The organism is Rhodoligotrophos appendicifer, from assembly GCF_007474605.1.
Classification (GTDB): Bacteria; Pseudomonadota; Alphaproteobacteria; order Rhizobiales; family Im1; genus Rhodoligotrophos; species Rhodoligotrophos appendicifer.
The window spans coordinates 26083-47634 of sequence record NZ_VHKL01000020.1; the positions used below are offsets into that span (position 1 = coordinate 26083).

Below are 21552 nucleotides of genomic sequence, written 5' to 3' on the forward strand. Positions count from 1 at the left end.
TTCAATCGCTCTTTGACGACGCCTGTACGCGAGAAGGAATGTGGTTCTCTGCCCCCGGCCATCACGGCACAAGGGATTGACCAGCAGCATAACGATCTTGTCTGCGTCGATGGTCGACTACGACAGATGATGTTCAGCTTCCGGGCAAGACCAAGAGTGACAAACGCCGTTGATCTGACGCTGCAATCTCCGTTTCCGAGGGGGAGTCGGGATGCTTGATCGCGTTTGCCGCCGTGGCATTTTCCATGGAAACGGCGAATCGTGGTCGCCGCCTCAGCGCGAGAGGACGGCAGATCCGAGGGCGTAGATTGAGCATCGCCGCAATGCCGATGAAGAGGCCTCCAATGCCGCCGAGCAGGTTGAGCGCGATGGTCGAATCGATGGCGTTTTTCGTGACGCCATAAACGAGCGCATATCCCGCGATAGCGGCCGGCACGGCGAAGATGGCGAGCGCGATGGGCCGCAAAGCCGGGTTCTTCGCAAATCCCAGAACGGCAATAACCAAGGCGACGGAAAGCAGCGCTGCACCGATGGTGGCGAAACCCGACATCAGGAGACCGGCGCCGGTTCCATAGACAAACTGGAACGCAGTCAGCCCCACCATGAAGGGCAAGGCATGAATGGCGAAGTTATAAGCGATGACGCAAAGCGCAATCGACAAAGAGACAGCAAGCAGGATCAGCGTCATGGAAGCCTCCACATGAACGGTTGAGGGTCACGACAGGTTGCCAGAGGGTACGCTCCGCCTGCGACTATGCTACTTCGCCGTTTCTGCAAGGATGCTATATTTGAGCCAGAATGTGATCGAGTAGTCAAGTAAAGGCGGCTGAAACAGCCGCCGAGCGGCGGCGCTTACGCGCCGCCGTCGAACTTCATGACCGGGATGCCGAGCTTGCGGGCCTTGTCGCTGAGGTTCTCCTGAATCCCGGTTCCCGGGAAGACGAGAACGCCGACCGGCAGGACATCCAGCATGGCGTCGTTGCGCTTGAAGGGCGCGGACTTGGCGTGCTTCGTCCAGTCGGGTTTGAAGGCAACCTGCGGAACCTTGCGGGTGTCGGCCCATTTCGCCGCGATCAACTCGGCTCCCTTCGGCGATCCACCGTGCAGCAGCACCATATCGGGATGCTTGGCATGGACCTGATCTAACTTGGCCCAGATCAGGTGATGATCGTTGAAGTCGAGACCGCCGGTGAAGGCGACCTTGGGACCGGCGGGCAGCATCACCTCGGTTTCCGCCCGACGTTTGGCGGCGAGGAAGTCTCTGGAGTCGATCATCGCCGAGGTCAGATTGCGGTGGTTGACCATCGACCCTGAGCGCGGCCGCCATGCCGATCCGGTGTGGCGCTCGAACTGTTCGGCGGCGACATCGCGGAAGAGTTCCATGCTGTTGCGCCGCTCGATGAAGGTCTGTCCCTCGGCTGTCAGGCGTTCCAGCTCGACGGACTTTACCTCCGAGCCATCCTGTTCCCGCTGGCCGCGACGCTGGGCTTGCTCGTTATCGTCCAGGTCGCGTTCGATCCGGGCGGTGGCGCGGTGGAAGAGATTGACAGTTGACCAGAGCAGTTCGTCGAGGTCGGGTTCGAGGCGGGTATCACTGAGCGTGACGATCAGGGCGTCGAAGATGTCGGCGACGGCGCCAGCGACGGCATTGCCTTCGGGAAGCGGCCTTGGGTCGGGTTCATCCTCGAACGGACGGTAGCCGTAGAGCTGGAGTTCGGTGAGGAGGTGATCGGTAGGGGATGAAGTGTGCGGCGGCTCGAAACCTGCGTCATCATATTCGGTCATCATGGTGTTTGCCTTCGTCGGATCGACCGCGCTCATCGCGGCCTTCGCAGGCGACGAAAGCTGTCGGGCGGCCCGGACCTGCACCCGCAGCGAAGCGGAGGGCCAAGCCTCAAGCGCTGGATGGCGCAGACCGGCTATTTTGCTTCGCGATGCAAAGCGCCCATAGGGCGCGGCGGAAAATAGCCGGACGCAGCCATTGCCGGTCAGGGCCGTTTGACGGCTCGATCGCCCTCTCAGAAGGCCGTGGGCGGCGGCCCCTCCGGCACATCAGGACAACACCATCACCGCATATGGCAGGTTTGGGCTGCTGCGCGCCTCATTTCCGACGTGACCGATGCCGCCTCACGCCGCGAAAAACCGGCTGACGTCTTCAGGCACGATCTGAACCCGCAAGGCCGCCCGTAGTGCATCGATGCCGAACTGGCACAGATCCTCATTGAAGTCCCCGAGCACTGGCGACAGGACAACCGCCTCGATCCCGACGTCTCTCGCTCGTTCGATCAGACGATCTCGCGCACCATTTCCCGCTGGATCGGAATCGCGCACGATATAGAGCCGCCGTAGCGTCGCCGGGAACTGGATGGCGGCGAGGTGCGCCGCAGAGAGCGCCGCCATCATCGGCATATGGGGCAGACCCGAGCGGGTCGACAGTACGGTCTCGATTCCTTCGCCTGCCGCCAGGACATCCTGTGCCACACCGAAGCGGACGCCGTGTCCCAGGAGATTGCCCATCGCTCGCCTCGGCGTTTCGACCGGGGCTTTGTCGCTGCCATCGGGCAAAAGCCAGGTGCGATGCGCGCCGGTCTGGACGCCGTCAAGGTCGGTGACGGCAGCGATCATCGCGGGCCAGATTTCGGGGGGATCATGCCTCTCGGGCCAATAGTAGCAGCGCGGGTGGAAACGGAGGGCTCCGGTTTCTTGCAATGCCGTAATCGCACGTTTCCGCAAATGCGTTTCCACGACTGTCCGCCCAATCGGCTGGGCCATGGCGAACAGACGCCGTGCTGCCTCCGGTGATCCTGTCGGCGCCGTCCTGGGCCGGGATCGGGGAACCGGATCAGGCTCCGGCCTTGGCAGACTGAGGAAGGAACGGGCTTCGTCAGCGACGTCCTTGAAGTCGATGAGGCCGCAACTCTCGCGGATGACGTCGAGTAGGTCGCCATGTTCAGCCGTCGCCGCATCGGTCCATTTGCCCGCCGCGCCTTTGCCGGATTCCGGTCCCGTCAGGCGCACGAACATCGAGCGGCCAGGGCTGTTTTGCACATCACCAACCAGCCAGTAGCGGCCTTCACGATGGCCGTTTGACAGATAGCGCTTGCACACTGCCTCGGCCTGTCGGCCGAGGCAGATTGCGAGTTCGGCGGCGTCATGGCGAGCCATCTATGCCGCCTCCCGTTCACCGATGCGCTGGACGGGATAGAGCTCCAGCACCTTGGCCAGGATGGCAGGGCCGGAAGCGTCGGTGGGGATGAACATCCTCAGCTTCCACGAGATGATCTCATGGAACAGCCCGTAGGCCGAAAGGCGGTCGCGCATGACGTCGGTGAAGCCCGACAGTTCGATACGGTTGGCGCCCATGACGCGACTGCGCCGAAGCTGTAGTCCTTCGGTCAGGTCGATGATGGTCTTGCCGTCCAACAGCGCCATGAAGGCGGCGTCGGGCGTCAGCGTCGATGTGCCGGCGGCCATCGCACCGGCAACCCAGGCGGGCGAAACACGGCGGCCGACGATGCGCTCGCCGTCATCGGTCTGGAGCCGGTAAACCCGCGTCGATTCATTCGGCAGGCGTTTCCAGATCGGCAGCAACAGGCCGCTGACGACATGGATGGTGCTGTCGACGAACTCCGGCACCTCGGCGACCTCGGCATTCCACGCCGACGTGAACGCAGTCTGGTCAGCCTCGACCCAACGGGTCTCGTCCATCATCCTGATGGAGACGTTGTGCGCTTCCATCGGCCGGATCAGCCGGACGCGCCGCTCGATTTCGCCATCGTCGAGCATGACGCTGGTGGTCGGGATCTGGACGGCGGCGCGGCCGGAGCGCTCATTGATGAGAAGCTTCGCCCGAGGATCGGCAAGTTGGTCGAGGGCTTCCGTGAGCATGATCGGACGGTTGCGCTCGCGCTGCGTGATGGTCAGCAGCCGGGCCTCGGCCCCGGTGCCGGGATGGACGTGGATGGTCTGGCGGTCGGTGACGACGAAGCTCTCGGCACGCAGCGTTTCCAGCCCGACATCATAGCTTCCGGACGCGATGGCGCCTTCGATTTTGGCGTTCAACAATTGCTCGAAGGCAGTGAACAGCACGTCCTGCAGTTCGATGGTCAGCGCCAGCAGCCTATTGAGGAAGGTGGTGATCGGCGGCAACTCGTCCTTGATGCCGGTATCGTCCATGAGTTTCAGACCGGTCGCGTCCTCGAACATCTGGAGCGAGCAACCCTCGACCTTGCCGCGTACCAGCAGGAGATAAAGCTGGCGCAGCGCGTCACGCGCGTAGTGGGATTCCAGATTGTCCTCGGGCCGAAACAGCCCCTGTCCGCCGGTTTGGCGCTGGCCGCGCGTGATTGCGCCCAGCGTGTCGAGACGGCGGGCGATGGTCGAAAGGAAGCGCTTTTCCGCCTTCACGTTCGTCGCAATCGGCCGGAACAGGGGCGGTTGTTTCTGGTTGGTTCTGTTGGTGCGGCCCAGCCCCTGAATGGCGGCATCGGCCTTCCAACCCGGCTCCAGCAGGTAGTGAACGCGCAACCGCTGGTTCTTCGCGTTGACATCGGCGTGATACGAGCGTCCCGTGCCGCCTGCGTCAGAGAAGATCAGTACGCGTTTCTGATCGTCCATGAAGGCGGCGGTTTCGGCGAGATTGGCGGAGCCGGCCCGGTTCTCGACCACAAGCCGGTCGATGCCGCCAACGCTGGTCTTGCGGACAATCCGCCGCGAACGGCCCGTGACTTCCGCCACCATGTCCGTGCCGAAGCGCTGGATGATCTGGTCGAGCGCCCCCGGAACGGGAGGCAGAGAGGCGAGCTTCTCGATCAGCCGGTCGCGGCGGGCGACGGCTTCGCGGCTTTCGACCGGCTGGCCGTCACGATAGACGGGGCGCGACGATAAATTGCCCTCGTCGTCGGTGAACGGCTCGTAGAGCTGCACCGGGAAGGAATGGGCGAGGTAATCCAGCACATATTCCCTGGGCGTGATGTCGACGCGGACGTCGTTCCACTCCTCAGCGGGAAGCTCCGCCAGGCGGCGTTCCATCAGCGCCTCGCCGGTGGAAACGATCTGGATCACGGCGGCATGACCGTCTGCCAGATCGCGGTCGATGGCGGCGATCAGCGTCGGAGTTTTCATGCTGGTGAGCAGATGACCGAAGAAGCGCTGCTTGGCCGACTCGAAGGCGGAACGCGCGGCGGCCTTGGCCTGCCGGTTCAGCGTGGCGGAGCCGCCATCGCCGCCGCCGGTGATGTTGGCGGCCTGCATGGCGGCGTCGAGATTGTTATGGATGACTGAAAACGCCCCGGCATAGGCATCATAGATGCGGGTCTGTTCCGGCGTGAGCTGGTGCTCGACCAGTTCGTATTCGACACCATCATAGGAGAGCGACCGCGCCGTATAGAGTCCGAGCGCCCGAAGATCGCGGGCCAGCACCTCCATCGCCGCAACGCCGCCCGCTTCGATGGCTTCGACGAATTCCGCGCGCGTCGAAAACGGGAAATCCTCACCACCCCAGAGGCCGAGCCGCTGGGCGTAGGCGAGATTGTGAACCGTGGTCGCGCCTGTGGCCGAGACATAGACGATCCGGGCGTTCGGCAGGGCGTGCTGGAGCCGCAAGCCCGCGCGACCCTGCTGCGAGGCGGCGACATCGCCGCGTTCCCCTTTGCCGCCGGCGGCGTTCTGCATGGCATGGCTCTCGTCGAAAATGATCACTCCATCGAAGTCGGAGCCCAACCATTCGACGATTTGCTGGACGCGCGAAACCTTCTCGCCACGCTCATCGGAGCGCAGCGTGGAATAGGTGGTGAACAGGATGCCTTCCGGCAGCCGAATGTCCTTGCCCTGCGGGAAACGCGACAGCGGCGTGACCAGCAATCGCTCCATGCCGAGCGCCGACCAGTCGCGTTGCGCATCTTCGAGCAGCTTGTCGGATTTGGAGATCCAGACGGCCTTGCGGCGCCCTCTCATCCAGTTGTCGAGGATGATCCCGGCCGACTGGCGGCCTTTGCCAGCGCCGGTGCCGTCGCCAAGCATGAAGCCCCGGCGAAAGCGGACGGCGTTCGGTGCGTCGTCGGGCGCCGCAGAGATGACATCGAAGGTCTCGTCCAGCGTCCACGATCCCGCGAGGAAGTCCGAATGAGCTTCGCCGGCATAGATGACGGTTTCCAGCTGGGCGTCCGACAACAGGCCGTCGGTGACGATGTTGGCGGGAAGCCTCGGCCGGTAGCTCGGCTTGGGCGGCGCGACCGAGGACATGGCCGCCGATTGCACCAGTTTGGTCGGATGGGCCGCAGAGCCGGGAATACGGATCGCTTGCAATCCGTATTCCTCATAGATTGCATCGGTGATCCGGCCGTCCTCGGCGGGCGTCCAGTCGATCGTGTCATAGGCGAGTTCGACGCCCTCGGGTTCCGTGACGGTGCGGACGGGGGAGGATGCGGCGGCGCGGGCGAGATAGCCGCGAACGGTGCGCGGTGCGGCGGCTGGCGCCACCACAGGAACCGAGACCGCAGCATCGACCGGCAAGCGCGCCGGAACATGCTCGCCGATCCAGCTAATCAGGGTGGCGACATCGGGCGCGATCCCCGGCGATTCTGGAAAGGCGGCCGGATCGTCTGCGGGCAGTTTGTCGATCACAGTCAGCCACGTGTCGATGGTGGTGCCATGTTTGGCATAGACCGAGCCGTCGATGGACGCGGTGAACACCACGCGGCCATGGTCCTGAAGCCGGACGAAGGCGCCGCGCCAGGCGGGCGCATCAGGTGCGAAGCTCGATCCGGTGATCGTCACCAGCCGTCCGCCATCAGCCAGACGCGCCAGCGCCGAGGCGACATGGCGATAGGCGGCGTCGGCCATCCGGCCGGAGACGTTCGCCATGACCGAGAATGGCGGGTTCATCAGCGCCACGGTCGGAACGATGCCAGGCGCGAGATGGTCGTGGATCTGCGCCGCGTCGAAGCGGGTGACGGCAACGGCCGGAAAGAGCTGGGACAGCAGATCGGCGCGGGTTTCTGCCAACTCGTTCAGCACGAGCGAACCGCCGGCGATCTCGGCCAGGATGGCGAGCAGGCCCGTCCCGGCCGATGGTTCCAGAACCCGGTCGGCGGGGGTGATGGCGGCGGCCGTCGCGGCGATCAGCCCGAGCGGGATCGGTGTGGAGAACTGCTGGAAGGTCTGGCTCTCTTCTGAACGGCGCGTGTGGGTGGGGAGAAGCCCGGCGATCTTCGTCAGAAGCGGCAGGCTGGCGGCCTGCGACCCGGCTTTACGGAAAAGCGCCTTTCCGTATCTGCGCAGGAACAGCACGGTCGCCGCCTCGCAGGCTTCATAAGCGGTCTTCCAGCCCCAGGCGCCTGAGGCGTCGGACGCACCGAAGGCCGTTTCCATCGCACTGCGCAGGATGATGGCGTCGATGCGGCTGCCGCGTTCGAGATGGGGGAGGAGGAGCAGGGCAGCCTGGTGAACAGCGAAGGCCGTATCGACTGCGGCAGAAACTGGCGCAGCCGGAAGGGGCGCGGCGGCGGATGCATAAGACATAGGGAGACCTCAAGGAGAGCGAAGCGGGATGAACCGGCTGGTGCTCTCTCTCGACCCCACCGGCTCAAACCCCTTCCGGCCGGCCTCTTCCTCTCAAGGCGCGGTCATAGACGATGCCTCCCCGGCGTTCAGCCGAAGCGTCGGCCTGACGCCGTGAAGGTGTAGTCGTTCGCGGCGATGATCTCGTCGACGACGGCACCCGAAGTCTGGTGTTCGTATTCGCGTTCGAGCTGGCGGTAGAGCCAGCGGGCCAGATCGCGCAGCGCCTCGATCACAGCATCCTCGGTATCTTTGGTCATGTCCTGATAGGTCGGACTGTCGCGCGCGACCGAGATCGACATGCAGTATTCGTGGTAATAGTGACCGCGATGGCTGGCCTCGGCGTGAAGCTGGTAGAAATTTCGCCGCTGGATCGCCTGCAAGGCATCGGCGATGCGGTGCAACTCGCTATCCTGCGGCGCGTGCGACCTGATCTTGGCGGAAGCATCCTTCTCATAGGAATAGAAGGCCTCGAAGCAGGCGCCATCACCCTGCGACCAGAAACCTCTGAAGTAGATGCTCGGCTTCTGGCGTGTCCCGCCGCCGTAAAGGCGAACCGGCCTGGTCTTAAGGCGAACGCCGAGGGTTTCGCAGATCGTCTCGAAATCCTCATAGACGAACTCTTGCCAGTCATCGTCGCTGGACGCCTCACGATACCAGTCGCGGGCCTTGTCCTTCGCCGGATCGGAGAGTTCGTCGAGGCGATAGACGGTGGTTTCGATGATCTCAGGCATCGGGATCACCTCCGTCGAGGATTTCGGCCAGCCAGCCATCGGTATAGGTCCAGGCGATGGTCTCGCCGGTGGCGAGGTCGAGAGCGTGCGCACCTCCGCCGAAGGCGTTGACGCGCGCCTTCGAGCAGGTGTTGGCGTATTGGAAGCCCCAGCGGCCAGTCAGACTGAATTCGGCAGCGCAGATTTTGACGAACTGGATCAGGCGCTCGGGATCGCCGGTCACGTCATCGCGCATCCAGAGTTGTGTGCCGCCATGCTCGGGCTGGATCGACAGCAGGAAACCATCCGAGGGCGGGTCTTCCGATGCGCCTTCCTCGGACAGGGTGTTGTAGAGATCGAGTGCGCGAGCGGCATTGCCGGGCGTACCGACATCGAGCAGGCACGAAAAATGGGTGAAATAGTCGGCCATGAGAGGGGCTTTCGGAGAGCAGGATCGGGCCGAACCGGGGAGCTCTCTCTCTTGACCCCAACCGGCTCAAACCCGCCCCGGCGTTCCTCTTCCTCTCAAGCTGCTGCGTCACCGCCGGACCTCCTGAAACAAAAAAGCCCGACACTCCTGCGGGGAGGTCGGGCCAGATTGATGGCAATTGTGGGGGGGGGGGGTGGTCAGGCAGCGATCCGGCCTTCAACGACATCGGCGCCGACCTCATCGGCGGTGACGCCCTCCAGGCGGGCATTGCCGTGTCTGTTCCTGGCCAGCCACAACGCGGCGGCTTCGCGGCTTTCGGCCAAGTGCAGCAACTCGCTGTTCCCGCCAAAATCCTGAAGCACGCGCACCATGCCGATGGTCGGGCGTTCGGCGATTTCGAAGGTCAGATCGCTATCGACCGAATGGGTGCGCATGACGGTCACGAGGATGACGCCGCCGCTGGCGAAATTGCCCTCATGCAGGGTGATGGAAGCCGGTGAGGAATAGGTCGGCCGCTCGCGAGCCCGCTTCGGTTTTCACCAGCCGGCCGACGCCGTTGCGGCGTTCCCAGGCGGCGAGTTTCTTGGAAAACCGCGCCGGAGGCTTGGGCGTGCCATCGGTATAGCGGATCAGCGAGCCAAGCGGCGCGGTGTCATGGACGATGTGTGCGGACATGGATTCAGTCTCCAGAAACGAGAAAGGCCCGGCGAATGCCGAACCTGGATGGAAGGGAGGGAAAAGGAGCGGGGCGACCGGAGCCGCCCCGCTAATGAGGTTTATTCGGCCGCAATCAGATGGGCCGCTTCGTCCTCGGGATGGTCGGTCTCGTCGTCGTCACCGGCGAGGAAGTCGGGCAGCGCCTTGATGTTGTCCTGTGCGTCAACATCCTCTGGCGCCTGATCCTCCTCGAACAACCGCAGAGGTTCGGGCAGCCAGCCGGTATCGGCTAGCAGGCGTTCCGCCTCCTTGGCCATGTCGCCCTTCTTCAGGTGCTCGATGAGCGAGGCTGCCCGTTCACCAGCCCCTTCGCGCACGGCTTCGAGGATGCGGGGCTTGGTGACGCGACCGAGATAGTTCTCGACCGTCGGCCGCCATCCTGCGCCCTCGACCATGTCGAGACCCGTAGCGCGCATGAGCCGGTCGGCCTGGGACAGGCGCTGATCAAGCCCGTGCTGCGAGAGGCCGCTGCCGCTGAACGGATTCGGCTTCTCGTAGAGGGCGTTCACCCCATAGGCGACGCAATGGGCGAGCAAAGCCATGCGGCTGGCGTCGTCGAGTGCGGCGATCCAGTTCCATAGGGCGTTGTCGTCGGTCGGAAGATCAGCCTTCCAATCCTCATAGCGCGCGGCAATGGCCTTGGCGGACGGGCTGTCCTTCAGGTCCGTGCCCTGGGCCGAGAAGAAGTGATGACGAACGATGACTTCCAGGCATCCGCTCGGCGCGGAATAGTGGTAGCGCTCCATCACCAACCGATGCAGCAACGCCGTCATGGCGACGTGAGGGTTGTTCGCCAGCGCATCGTGCAGTGCCAGTGTCCGGTGCGCCGTCAGTTCCGAGACCAGCCGTTCGGGCAGCGGCTTGATCGCGCTATCTTCCTCCTCTTCTTCGGGTTCGGCCGCCTGACCGCCGACGGTGATGACCGCCCGCTGCACGGCCGGGATCGAAGAGGCGGCCCCGTCCGGTGCGGCTCCTTCGCCATCCTCACCGTCCTCCACGACCAGCGGGGCTTCGTCCTCGGGATGGACAAAGCCGCGATCCACCGACAGGCGGCCTTCGCGGTTGATGCTGATGAACACGCCGGCGCGACCGACCTCGGCCGGATCGTAGGTGACGGGGCGCTCCTCGAAGGCGGCGAGCGCGGTTTCGATCTCGCTGACTCGTTCGTCCACCTCGTCGGGATATTCCTCGGCTTCGGCGTATTCGGCTTCCAGCGCCTCGTATTCCGCCGTGAGGGCATCGACCGTCGCCTGTTCCTCATCGGTCAGGGGCGTGGTCGTGCCGATCAGCCGGCGCAGGCCATGACCGTGGCCGTAAGGCGTCTCGATCCTGGCATCGACCCACTTCCAGCCTTCCGCGCCGATCGCCTCGGCTTCCGCCTTCAGCTTGTCGTCCGTGAGCTGGTCGAGCAGGCCGACATCCTGTAGCCAGCCGCCATCGTCGGACTGGAACAGGTCGTTCAGCACGATGCCGCCGGCGCCCTCATAGGCGGGCAGACCAACGAACTGCGCCCGCTTGTCGGAAGCGCGCACCGTGGTTTCCGTCAGCATACGCCGGATCTGGTGGGGTTCCTTCGACCACGAATCCTTGATCGCGTCCCAGACCTGTTCCTGGCGGACATGGTCGGGATTGACGGTGAAGGCCATGAGCTGTTCCAGCGTCACGCCGTCCTCGGCGTAGAGGTCGAGCAGCGAGGGTGCGACGGATGCCAGACGCAGGCGCTGCTTCACCACGTTCACCGGGACGAAGAAGGCCGCGGCGATGTCTTCCTCGGACATGCCCTTGAGGCGCATATCCTGGAACGCACGGTACTGATCGAGGGGATGGAGCGGCGCGCGCTGGATGTTCTCGGCCAGGCTATCGTCCTCGGCGAGGATGTCGCTGCCGGCTTCGCGCACGACACAGGGCACGAGCGCGGTCTTCGCCAGACGCTTGGCCTTCACCAGCAGTTCGAGCGCCCGGTAGCGGCGGCCGCCTGCGGGAATTTCGAACATGCCGGTCTCATTACCATCGGCATCGACGACGGGCCGGACATTGAGGCCCTGAAGCAGGCCGCGCCGGGCGATGTCCTGCGACAGTTCCTCGATCGACACGCCGGCCTTGACCTTGCGGACGTTGGACTGGCTGAGGATCAGCTTGTTGAAGGGGATGTCGCGCGAGGACGACAGGGTGATTTTCTGAACAGCAGTAGCCATCGGGGTAATCTCCGCGACGGGCGCCGAGAGCCTCTCTCTCGTCTCAAACCCGTCACGAAAAACCCCACACTCCTCTCACTCTCATGCCTCGGCAGCCACAGGACGATGTCGCGGAGCAACTGCTCGGTCATTCCGACCCCATGTTCATAGAAAGCCGCCTGCGATGTGCAGGCGGCGAGCACGGCCATGCAGTGGCTTCGATGAAAGGGCGATAGCAGGGCGATGAACGGCGCAAGCGCCGGATCGCTCGGCCGGAAGCCGAGATCTTCAGCCGCCGCCAAGGCTTTCACCAGATCGTGCCGAATCTCGCGCCGGCAGCGATCGTCGCTCCAGCCGTGCGTCTGCAGGATCGATTTGAGGGACAGCTCGATCGCGTTCCCCAGGCTTTGCAGCACGACTTGACCGGCGTGACGTTCGGGCATCGATGTCGCGTGGCGCGCTCCGGCGGCGAAGCCGAGCGCATTGTTGAGGAGGTGCCGACCTGGCGGGTGAGCGGCCATCATGCTGCCTCCCGCTGATCGTCTTCCGCGGCGACGAGGCCCGGCGAGAAACCGAGGAGATAGTCCGCAGCCTTGCTAGCCTGCGAGGCAGCGCGCACGATCGATCGGTTGTCCTCGCGCAGCACCTCCAGCCAGGAGCCGATATAGTCGGCGTGACGCACGGTCGGTGCGATGCCGAGTGAGGCGCAGCAGAAGGCAGCATTCATCTCGGCGATCAGCTCCTCGAAGGCGTACTTCTTCGAGCCGAAGGAGCCGGTCAGATCACGATTGAGCCGCGTATGGTGGCCACTGGCATGTCCAAGTTCGTGTAGCGCCGTCCGGTGCCAGTTGATCGCCTCAAAGTAGGCTTGTGGCGGCGGCAACTGCACATAGTCGTGGGCTGGGACGTAGAAGGCGCGGTCGCCGCCGATGCGGAGGTCGATGCCGGTGGCCTTTATCAGGGCTTCGACCCTGGGTTCGATCAAACCCGGCAGCGACGGTGGCGCAACGGCGGCGATGTCCTCGGGCAGGTTATCGCATTGCGCCGCATTGAATACGGTGAAGCGCTTCAAGAACGGGATCGCCTGGGCCTCCTCGCCAGCGTCACGCGCGCGCTTCTTCTCATGGTTTGGCACAAAGCGGTCAGCGTAGACGACGGTGGTGGCGTGCTCGCCCTTCCTGACATTGCCGCCGAGAGATAGCGCTTGGCGAAACGTCAGCCAGCCCTGCCCGGGAAAGCCGTGTTCGATCATCGCGCCCCAGAGGATCAGGACGTTGATCCCCGAATATTGGCGGCCGGTGGCGGCATTTCTCGGCATGGCGAGCGGCGCCTTCGCCGCTGCGGTGCTCCATGGCTGGACCCAGGGTACGCGCCCGGCCTCCAGCTCGCCGATGATCTTGTTGGTGATGTCGTCGTAGAGGCTCGATCTGTCCGTGCCAGTGCGAGCGCGAGTGGTGTTTTTGGACATCGCGGTTCTCCGCGACGGGCGCCAGAAGCCTCTCTCCCGACCTTCAACCCGTCACGAAAACCCTGTCCGCACTCTCACTCTAGCGGGGCGTTGCGGGGCCGCCGGCCCCCAGAAGGGGTCGATGGAGACGAGAGGCTCGGACGCAGGGGAAGGCTTTCCCCTCAATAAACCTAGTGCCTATGGCAATTTCATTCCAGCTTCTGGCCGAATAGAGGCATGGCGAAATACTGGTGTTTGATACGTTTCTGGTATTCTTTGAGCGATTGAGCTGCTGGATGCAGATTACTCTCAGTCAATCAGATATTCCAACCCGCTGGAGGGAAACTGTGGACTTCGAAGATCTGGTCACAGCGCTTTCGCCGCCGCCCAACCGCATCGGAAAATCCGATGGCGAGCATGAACACCATCTTTATGAAGGCGCGGTGATGGTCGCCTATGCGATGCACCTGTTGCGAACGCAGGATACCCGCCACGTCCGCGTCCATCCCGATGGCGAACATGGCAAACAATTTGACTTCTCTGGTTGGCTGGTCCGGCGAGGCTTCACCAAGATTTCGAGCATCGGCAGCACCAGCTACGGCGGCACATATCGGAACGCTGCGGGCCAGGAGATCACCGTCAACCCCGAGTCGGGTCTGGGGGATGTGGTTGCGGAGGTCGGCAACCAGGTCATTTCCGCCGAATGCAAAGGCGGGATCATCAATACCAGGCATTCGGGTCAGGTGTCCCGGCTCTTTAAGGGCCTGTGCGAGACGGTCGGCATGCTGATGGCGACACCATCACAAGGGCGTCAGGTCGCCGTCGTACCTTTCACGCAAAGCACCTTGCGCCTGGCCGAACGACTGGCGCCGCGCTGTGCGCTGGCCGGCATCGAGATAGCGCTGGTCGGAAGCCGTGGCGAGGTCAGGGATGTGCAGCCAATGTCTGTTATAGGTTAAAGCTGTAAGAATGGGGCCGTCGCCGGGTGCCGGGTGCCGGGTGCCGGGCGCTGACGCTAACAGCAATTCGAGAATTATCACGCATTTCAGATGCGTGATAATTCTTGACTGATCGCCCCCAATGTGCGATTAACGCTCATCTGAAATGCGGGATAATCCTGTGGCTATCCATCTGGTGGGAGAGACGATCGATGCCAAGCGGGCGCATCAGCGCGCGCAGGCTGGAGAGCTGACCCAGCTCGTCCGGGGCATTTATGTCGATCATGATGGCGACGCTGAGGTGACCATCCTGGGCCATACCATCCGTATCGCCCACTACCTCTATCCCAACGCCTATCTCTCGTCCGCAAGCGCGGTTCTGCTTGCGCCCACGCCAGACGGGCGCCTGTTCATCAGTGGTCGCCGCAACCAGCGCACGCGGTTACGCACGCTCGAGATCGTTCAGAACCAAGCCCCGGCGTACCCTTCGACAGCGATTGCGGTGATTGGTGACGATCTGGGAGAGTTGCGCGTCGCCGCGTCCTCGCCACGCCAACGCTTCCTCGAAGCCTTCCGCCTGCGAAGCGAACACGCCAGCGCCGTCACCGTCGAAATGCGCGCCCAAATGGCGACCCGGCTGGTGGAGGAGCATGGAACGCCACGCGCGGCGGCTGACGCCGTCTGGGCGCTGGCGCGTGAGAATGAATGGTATCGTGAGGGAGAGGGCGCCGAACGCTTCCTGTTGGCCCAACCCGGCGGGGCGAAGGTTCCCGTCAACAAGGCGGCGCTCGATCTCCTGGTCGCCTGGCACGGTGAACCGCTTGGTCGCCTGATCCATGATGGTTTCGAATGGCGCTGGAAGGCTCAGAGACGCGTTGGTCCGGCGCTGGTGCGCGAGACGACGCCAGGCAAGCTGCCGGCGTTTATCGAGTCGCTGCTGCCGGAGGGCTGGCTTGCCCAGGTCCTTCATGAGCGCGACGAACGCGAGGCGTTGCGGCGTGGCCGACGCTACATGTCCAACATCATCATCGTCGAGGACAGCGAGGAACTGGCGACACTGCCTGCCGATGTTCTCACCACCCCACTCGCAGACTTCCTCGATGCGGGCCACTTCACAGGCGTGTACGCCGGACCTGCGCGGGGCGAGATCGAGGAGACCTTCGAACAGAACCTAGCACGCATCTTCGCGCGGGCCGAAGCGCCACGCCTGTCGGGCGTCCAGATCAAGGCGCCGATGAGCCTGACGCCGGATGGCGTTCTCGTTCCGGCCATCGACCAGGCCTTTTCCCACATTCTCAAGCCCGCAGGGACGGCAGGCTTCGAGATGCTGCCGATCGTCGAGTGGCTTTGTCTGGAACTTGGCCGCGCCGCCGGGTTCGAGGTGCCCGACGCGGCCCTGATCGAGATGCCCGACGGCATGTCGCCTGCGTTGGTGGTCGAACGGTTCGATATCCGGCGCGGCCCTCAGGACGATCGTCGTCTCGCGATGGAGGACTTCTGTTCCATCTTAGATCTTCCACCTTCGGCAAAATATGATGGCACGATCGAGCGCATGGCGCGGGGGTTGCGCCCGCTCTCAACCGAACCGGCTGCGGACCTTGACATCCTGTTTCGTCGTGCGGTCTTTGCCTGGCTGATTGCCGATGGCGATATGCACCTGAAGAACCTCGCCATGCTCAAGACGGCTGAGGCTGGCGCCAAGGCCTTCACGACGGTTCGTTTCGCGCCGCTCTATGACGCTGTCACCACGCGCGTTTTTCCAGGACTCAGCGGTGATCGAATGGCCCTGAAGCTGAACGGTAAGGATGACCGACTGACGCGCCAGGACTTTCTCGCGCTGGCGCGGACGATCGGTCTGACGATCGGTGACGCCGAGGCGGCTATGAGCGAACTTGTCGGGAAACTATCCGAGCGCGCCAAGACGCTGCGCCTGCCTGCGTTCGCGGTCGAATCCGCGGTGGCGAAGACTATGCAAGACAAGGTGACCGCCCTCGTCGAGGATCGATGCGCGACATTCGCTTGGCAAAACTGAAAAGTTCGTTGGGCAGACGATTGCAGATATCGGGCAGATCTTCGGAAAGAAAAAGGTGGAAGCAGGATTCCTGCACGTTCGGTGGTTAGCCGCCGCTCGCATCCCGGCGCGCGTCGAGAAACTGCATGTTCATGGGTCAATCTCCATGACGGGCGCCGGAGACCCCTTCTCCAGCTTTCAAACCGTTACGGCAAATCGTTCCGCACTCTCAACGAGGCCGTGGACTCGCCCCCGCCGAAGGGGCGGCGAGTCCACGGCTTCGCCGTAGGGGGAAGACATTCCCTATAATTCGAGTTCTAGATGGCAGGAAAGAAAGTTCTAATTATCCAGCCATTGACTTCTAATTATCATAAGCGATAGTTCTGCTCATCAGGAGTCGGAATGTACGAACGATTTGTGGAGCATCGGGTCGAGGAAGCCCTGTCAGATACCCCGGTGGTGCTGATCGTGGGACCGCGCCGTGCCGGCAAGACAACGCTTGTGCGGAAGATAGGGGAAGCGGGCCGGACGTACATCACTCTCGATGACCAGACGGTACTTGAAGCCGCCCGGTCCGATCCGAGCGGCTTCATTCGTGGTCTGGACCGGGCCATCATCGACGAGATCCAGCGCGCGCCCGACCTCCTCCTGGCGATCAAGAAGACGGTCGATGAGGACTATCGCCCCGGGCGCTTCCTGCTTACCGGCTCTGCCAATGTGCTTACCCTGCCGCGCGTTGCCGACAGCTTGGCGGGCCGGATCGAAACCCTTCGGATGCTGCCGCTCTCCCGCGCGGAAATAGCGGGCGGGCCGTCGACCTTCCTAGAACGTCTCTTCGCGGGAAAGCTGGAGGGCGACAAGCAGGCGGTCGTTGGCGATGATCTTGTCCAACTTGCGCTGCTGGGCGGATTTCCAGAGGTGATTGCCCGCGAGAGCGAGCGCCGTCGTCAGGATTGGGCGCGGTCTTATCTGACATCGGTGCTAACCCGCGACCTTCGGGACATTGCCGAGATCGAGAAGCTGACCGAACTGCCAAAATTCGTTCGACTTCTAGCTGAGCATTCGGGGCAGTTGGTCAATTATTCCCAGCTCGGTTCGAGCATCAATGTCAGCTACAAGACAGGCCAGCGATATGTCGCGCTGCTCGAACAGGTGTTCCTCGTTGCGACATTGCAGCCTTGGTACACGAACGCGTTGAAGCGGATCGCCAAGACACCGAAATTGCACTTCCTCGATTCGGGCCTGCTCGCCACGGCGCGCGGCTTGAGCTTCGAACGAGTGCGGGCGAGCCGCGACGTGTTCGGCTCGCTACTGGAGAGCTTCGTCTTCTCCGAAGTCTTGAAGCTCATGACGGCGTCGGATCTACGACTGACGCCCTACCATTTCCGTGACCAGCAGATGCGCGAGGTGGACATCGTGCTGGAACGCGATGACGGCATGATCGTGGGGATCGAGATCAAGGCGTCAGCGACCGTGAAGTCGAGCGATTTCGGCGGGCTGCGGACCTTGGCAGAGGCGTGCAAGGAACGGTTCGCCTACGGCGTGGTGCTCTACGACAGCACCGATCTCGTGCCCTTCGGTGACAAGCTGGCCGCTGCGCCCCTATCCTGCTTGTGGAGATAAGATGAAAATCATCGACAACACTTCGCAGCTGCTCGGCGACGATCTCAAAGCCACTATCGGCAAGGGCTCCCGATTGAAGATCGCGGCATCCTGCTTCTCGATCTATGCGTTTGAAGCCCTGAAATCAGAGCTTTCCAAGGTCGAAAGCCTGCACTTCATCTTCACGGCCCCGACATTCGTTCCAACTGAGGTGACGGACCGTCTTCGCAAAGAGCGGCGCGAATTTTTCATCCCCAAGGCGGGTGGGGAGAGCAGCCTCTACGGGACGGAGTTCGAGATCCAGTTACGCAACAAGCTGACGCAGCGCGCCGTCGCGCGGGAATGCGCAGATTGGATTCGCAAGAAGGCTCGTTTCAAGTCGAATTCGACTAATTCTCCCATGCAGCAGTTCATGCACGTCGCGGCTGATGCGGGGGGTGCAGCCTATATGCCGATCAGCGGCTTCACGGCGGTGGACCTCGGGTATCAGAAAGGCAGCGCGGTATCGAACCTAGTTACCCGCGTCGATGAGCCCAGCCACACGGATGTCTACCTCCAGCTCTTCAACCAGATATGGAGTGACGCCGAAAAGGTAAAAGATGTCACCTCGGCGATCTGTGATCATATCGAGTCTGTCTATCAGGAAAATTCACCTGAGCGCCTCTACTTCCAGATCCTCTACAACATCTTCCAGGAGTTTTTGGAGGATCTCGATCAGGATGCCTTACCGAATGATCTGACGGGTTATAAAGACAGCCAGGTCTGGAACAAATTGTTCAACTACCAGCGCGATGCGGTGACCGGCATCATCAACAAGCTGGAAACGCACAATGGCTGCATTCTTGCCGATAGCGTCGGTCTGGGCAAAACCTTCACCGCGTTGGCGGTCGTAAAATACTATGAGCTGCGCAATCGGTCCGTGTTGGTGCTGTGCCCCAAGAAGCTGGCGGACAACTGGCGCAACTACAACACCAACCTCAAGACCAACATTTTTGCCAAGGACCGGCTCAACTACGACGTGCTTTGTCATACCGACCTGTCGCGCACGTCGGGAGAGTCCTTTGGCATACCGCTGAACCGGGTCAACTGGGGCAACTATGATCTCGTGGTCATCGACGAGTCCCATAATTTCCGGAACAACGATGTCTATAAGGACCGGGAGACCCGCTATCAGAAGTTGATGAACAAGGTGATCCGCGATGGCGTGAAGACCAAGGTTCTCATGCTGTCGGCAACGCCGGTCAACAATCGCTTCAATGACCTGCGTAACCAGCTGGCCCTGGCCTATGAGGGGGAGTCTGAGTCTCTCAGCAAGAATTTGAAGGCAAAGACGGGCGTTGAGGAGATTTTCCGCCGCGCCCAGAAGGCGTTCAATGCGTGGACCGATTTGCCGCCCGAAGAGCGCACGGCATCGGCGATCCTCAAGGCTCTGGATTTTGATTTCTTTGAGTTGCTCGATGCGGTGACGATTGCCCGGTCACGCAAGCATATTGAGACATTTTACGACACCAAGGACATCGGCAAGTTCCCGCAGCGGCGCAAGCCGCTGTCATATCAGTGCCCGATTACTCACCGGCCTGACGTGCTCGGGCTCAATGATATTTTTGCGCGTCTCTCGGTGCTGAAACTCGCGGTGTACGCCCCTATCGGTTACATCCTGCCGAGCCGTTTGCGGAAATACGAAGAGATTTACGACACCCAGGTGGAAGGTGGGCGAGGCAAGCTGCGTCAGGCAGATCGCGAGCGCAGTCTGCAGGCGCTTATGACCACGAACCTTCTAAAACGCCTCGAAAGTTCGGTAGAGGCATTTCGGCTCACGCTTCGCGCGCTGAGTGGAAACATCGCCCGGACGTTGGACGCCATCGCCGGCTTTGAGCGTTCCGGCGGTTCCCAGACCGTCAGCGACTATCTGGCCGACGTTTCCCTGAACGATGAGGATGAGGATCTGGGCGGTGTCGACGAGTTTACCGTCGGCAAGAAGGTCCAGATCAGCCTGTCGGACATGGACGTGCCGTCCTGGAAGCACGATCTGGAAGCGGATCTGTTTCTGATCCGCGAGCTGATTACCTCCATGGAGCTGGTTGGCCCTGAGGACGATGCGAAACTCCAGCATCTGAAGGGCATTATTGCCGAGAAGCTTGCCGAGCCGCTCAATCCGGGGAACCGCAAGGTCATCATCTTCACAGCCTTCGCCGACACGGCGAACTATCTTTATGCCCACCTTGCGCCGGCTCTCCTGCAATCCAACGGCATTCATACGGGCAAGGTAACCGGTTCGGACACGCCGAAAACCACGCTGAAAAAGAACTATGATTTTCAGTCGGTCCTCACGCTCTTTTCACCGAGGTCCAAAGAAAAACACCTGATCCTGCCCGAGGAGCCTGCCGAACTCGATATCCTGATCGGTACGGACTGCATCTCGGAAGGCCAGAACCTTCAGGACTGTGATTTTCTGGTCAATTACGACATCCACTGGAACCCGGTGCGCATCATCCAGCGCTTTGGGCGGATCGACCGCATCGGCTCCCCGAATAGCCAGATCCAGCTCGTCAATTATTGGCCGGATATCTCGCTGGATGAGTATATCAACCTGAGGGAGCGGGTCGAAAACCGCATGATGATCGCCGACGTGACGGCGACTGGCGACGACAACGTCCTCACGTCCAAGAGCAGCGATATTGCCTATCGCAAGGAACAGCTTCAGCGCCTTCAGGAAGAGGTGATCGAGCTTGAGGATGTGCGAACGGGGGTTTCGATCACGGACCTCGGCCTCAATGATTTCCGGATGGATCTCCTGAATTACATCAAGGCCAATGGCGCGCTGGATCATCTGCCGAATGGCATGCACGCCTTGGTTCCGGCGAACCCCGCTATGGGTCTGACGCCGGGCGTGATTTTCGCGCTGAAGAACATCCACGACAGCGTGAACGTCAATCAGCAGAACCGCCTGCACCCCTATTATCTCGTCTATATCGGCGACAACGGCGAGATCGTGGCGGACCACACCCAGGTCAAACGGTTGCTCGATCTGATCCGTTCAAGCTGCAAGGGCCGTCCCGATCCCGTCCAGGATGTATGCCGCCTGTTCAACGAGCGCACGCAGGACGGGCGCAAAATGGAGCATTGCTCAAACCTTCTGAGCGCCGCGATCCGGTCCATGATCGACGTGAAAGAAGAGAAGGATCTCGACAGCCTGTTCAGCGGCGGACGTACCTCGGCTCTGGTTCACACCATCGCTGGGCTCGATGATTTCGAGTTGATCGCCTTCCTTGTGATCGAGGAGGCGGCGGGGTGACAGCTTTCTTCGATTATCCCAAGGGCGCCGCCTTCGGGCGCGTGGTCCCGAAGAACAAGATCTATGAACACGCTGGCGCAGGCGCAGCGCTGAAAGACCTGTTCATCACCCAGGTCGACCAGATCGTCTGGAAGTACAAACTGGCGCCCGAGACGATAAATCTGGCGGCGACGCGCTCCGTTTCGGAGATCCAGATTTTCACCATCAGCTTGCGGCGGGCGGATCTGGACCTCAACGTGCTGCGCGCTATCGATCGCGCCATTCCGTTTCCCTTGATTTTCGAGCTGAGCTGGTCGGGCAAGCGGAAAGCCGTCGCTGCGTTCAAGCGGCCGAGCGAGGCGGATTCCGCGAAATGGGTGGTGAGCGAGTATTTCGAGACCAATTGGGCGGAGGAGGCGACCACCCGGTCGCCGCTCCCCATCGCGCTCAATCTTGGCGCTCTCTACGAACAGATGCTCACCGCGTTGATGCCGGCGCAGGCTGCGGCAGACGAGGATATTCAGGCACGTGTGGCACGGATGGAAGCGATCCGCGCCAAGACCCGTGAGGTCGATCGCATCAAGGTCCGGCTCGATCGGGTGTGCAGGGCGGTGACAAATTAGGCCATGGAGCGCCGACGTGATGGCGGTGCGGGCGGAGTAAAAGCCGTCCATTGGCTAGGCTGG

The 21552-nt window shown here is 62.2% G+C and carries 14 protein-coding genes and 1 pseudogene; 5 read left to right on the forward strand and 10 right to left on the reverse strand.

Translation table 11 applies throughout. From position 1 onward, the window contains the following. Positions 1-133: 133 nt before the first annotated feature. From FKM97_RS25610 to FKM97_RS25655, 10 genes and pseudogenes are all read right to left on the reverse strand, one after another. Positions 134-688, reverse strand: a complete 555-nt coding sequence (locus FKM97_RS25610) for a hypothetical protein (RefSeq protein ID WP_428977951.1) — start codon at positions 686-688, stop codon at positions 134-136. A gap of 164 nt (positions 689-852) precedes the next feature. Beyond that, positions 853-1788, reverse strand: a complete 936-nt coding sequence (locus FKM97_RS25615) for a DUF2493 domain-containing protein (protein WP_144295315.1) — start codon at positions 1786-1788, stop codon at positions 853-855. A gap of 339 nt (positions 1789-2127) precedes the next feature. Beyond that, entirely contained in the window at positions 2128-3165 is a 1038-nt protein-coding gene (locus FKM97_RS25620; RefSeq protein WP_144295300.1) for a DUF7146 domain-containing protein, read from the reverse strand. Beyond that, entirely contained in the window at positions 3166-7521 is a 4356-nt protein-coding gene (locus FKM97_RS25625; RefSeq protein ID WP_144295301.1) for a strawberry notch family protein, read from the reverse strand. Between the two features lie 128 nt (positions 7522-7649). Further along, positions 7650-8294, reverse strand: coding sequence for an antitoxin of toxin-antitoxin stability system (locus FKM97_RS25630; RefSeq protein ID WP_144295302.1), 645 nt, complete (start codon positions 8292-8294; stop codon positions 7650-7652). Continuing rightward, positions 8287-8703 (reverse strand): hypothetical protein, encoded by a 417-nt coding sequence (locus FKM97_RS25635; protein WP_144295303.1) that lies wholly within the window; start codon positions 8701-8703, stop codon positions 8287-8289. The genes FKM97_RS25630 and FKM97_RS25635 overlap by 8 nt, the downstream gene beginning before the upstream one ends. A 197-nt stretch (positions 8704-8900) precedes the next feature. Further along, positions 8901-9378: pseudogene (locus FKM97_RS25640) on the reverse strand (hypothetical protein). 101 nt (positions 9379-9479) lie between these two features. Continuing rightward, the gene (locus FKM97_RS25645; RefSeq protein ID WP_144295304.1) at positions 9480-11615 is read right to left on the reverse strand and encodes a ParB/RepB/Spo0J family partition protein; all 2136 of its coding nucleotides are present in this window, start codon (positions 11613-11615) and stop codon (positions 9480-9482) included. Beyond that, positions 11552-12118 carry a hypothetical protein gene (locus FKM97_RS25650; RefSeq protein ID WP_144295305.1) on the reverse strand — a complete coding sequence of 189 codons (567 nt, stop codon included), beginning with the start codon at positions 12116-12118 and terminating at the stop codon, positions 11552-11554. Before FKM97_RS25650 ends, FKM97_RS25645 begins: the two co-directional genes overlap by 64 nt. Continuing rightward, positions 12115-13062, reverse strand: a complete 948-nt coding sequence (locus FKM97_RS25655) for an ArdC family protein (protein ID WP_144295306.1) — start codon at positions 13060-13062, stop codon at positions 12115-12117. The genes FKM97_RS25650 and FKM97_RS25655 overlap by 4 nt, the downstream gene beginning before the upstream one ends. A gap of 230 nt (positions 13063-13292) precedes the next feature. Between FKM97_RS25655 and FKM97_RS25660 the strand changes: the two genes are divergently transcribed. The 5 genes from FKM97_RS25660 to FKM97_RS25680 all read left to right on the forward strand — a co-directional run bounded on the left by FKM97_RS25660 (position 13293) and on the right by FKM97_RS25680 (position 21489). Then, on the forward strand, positions 13293-14000 hold the full coding sequence (locus FKM97_RS25660; protein ID WP_246105272.1) for a hypothetical protein: 708 nt from the start codon (positions 13293-13295) through the stop codon (positions 13998-14000). 145 nt (positions 14001-14145) lie between these two features. Then, positions 14146-16011 carry a type II toxin-antitoxin system HipA family toxin gene (locus tag FKM97_RS25665; RefSeq protein WP_205015308.1) on the forward strand — a complete coding sequence of 622 codons (1866 nt, stop codon included), beginning with the start codon at positions 14146-14148 and terminating at the stop codon, positions 16009-16011. A gap of 381 nt (positions 16012-16392) precedes the next feature. Then, a complete protein-coding gene (locus tag FKM97_RS25670) occupies positions 16393-17613 on the forward strand; it encodes an ATP-binding protein (RefSeq protein ID WP_144295308.1) in 1221 nt (406 codons plus the stop codon). 1 nt (position 17614) lies between these two features. Next, positions 17615-20887 (forward strand): helicase-related protein, encoded by a 3273-nt coding sequence (locus tag FKM97_RS25675; protein ID WP_144295309.1) that lies wholly within the window; start codon positions 17615-17617, stop codon positions 20885-20887. After that, positions 20884-21489: a DUF4391 domain-containing protein gene (locus FKM97_RS25680; protein ID WP_144295310.1), complete on the forward strand. Its 606-nt coding sequence runs from the start codon at positions 20884-20886 to the stop codon at positions 21487-21489. The genes FKM97_RS25675 and FKM97_RS25680 overlap by 4 nt, the downstream gene beginning before the upstream one ends. The last annotated feature ends 63 nt before the right edge of the window (positions 21490-21552 follow it).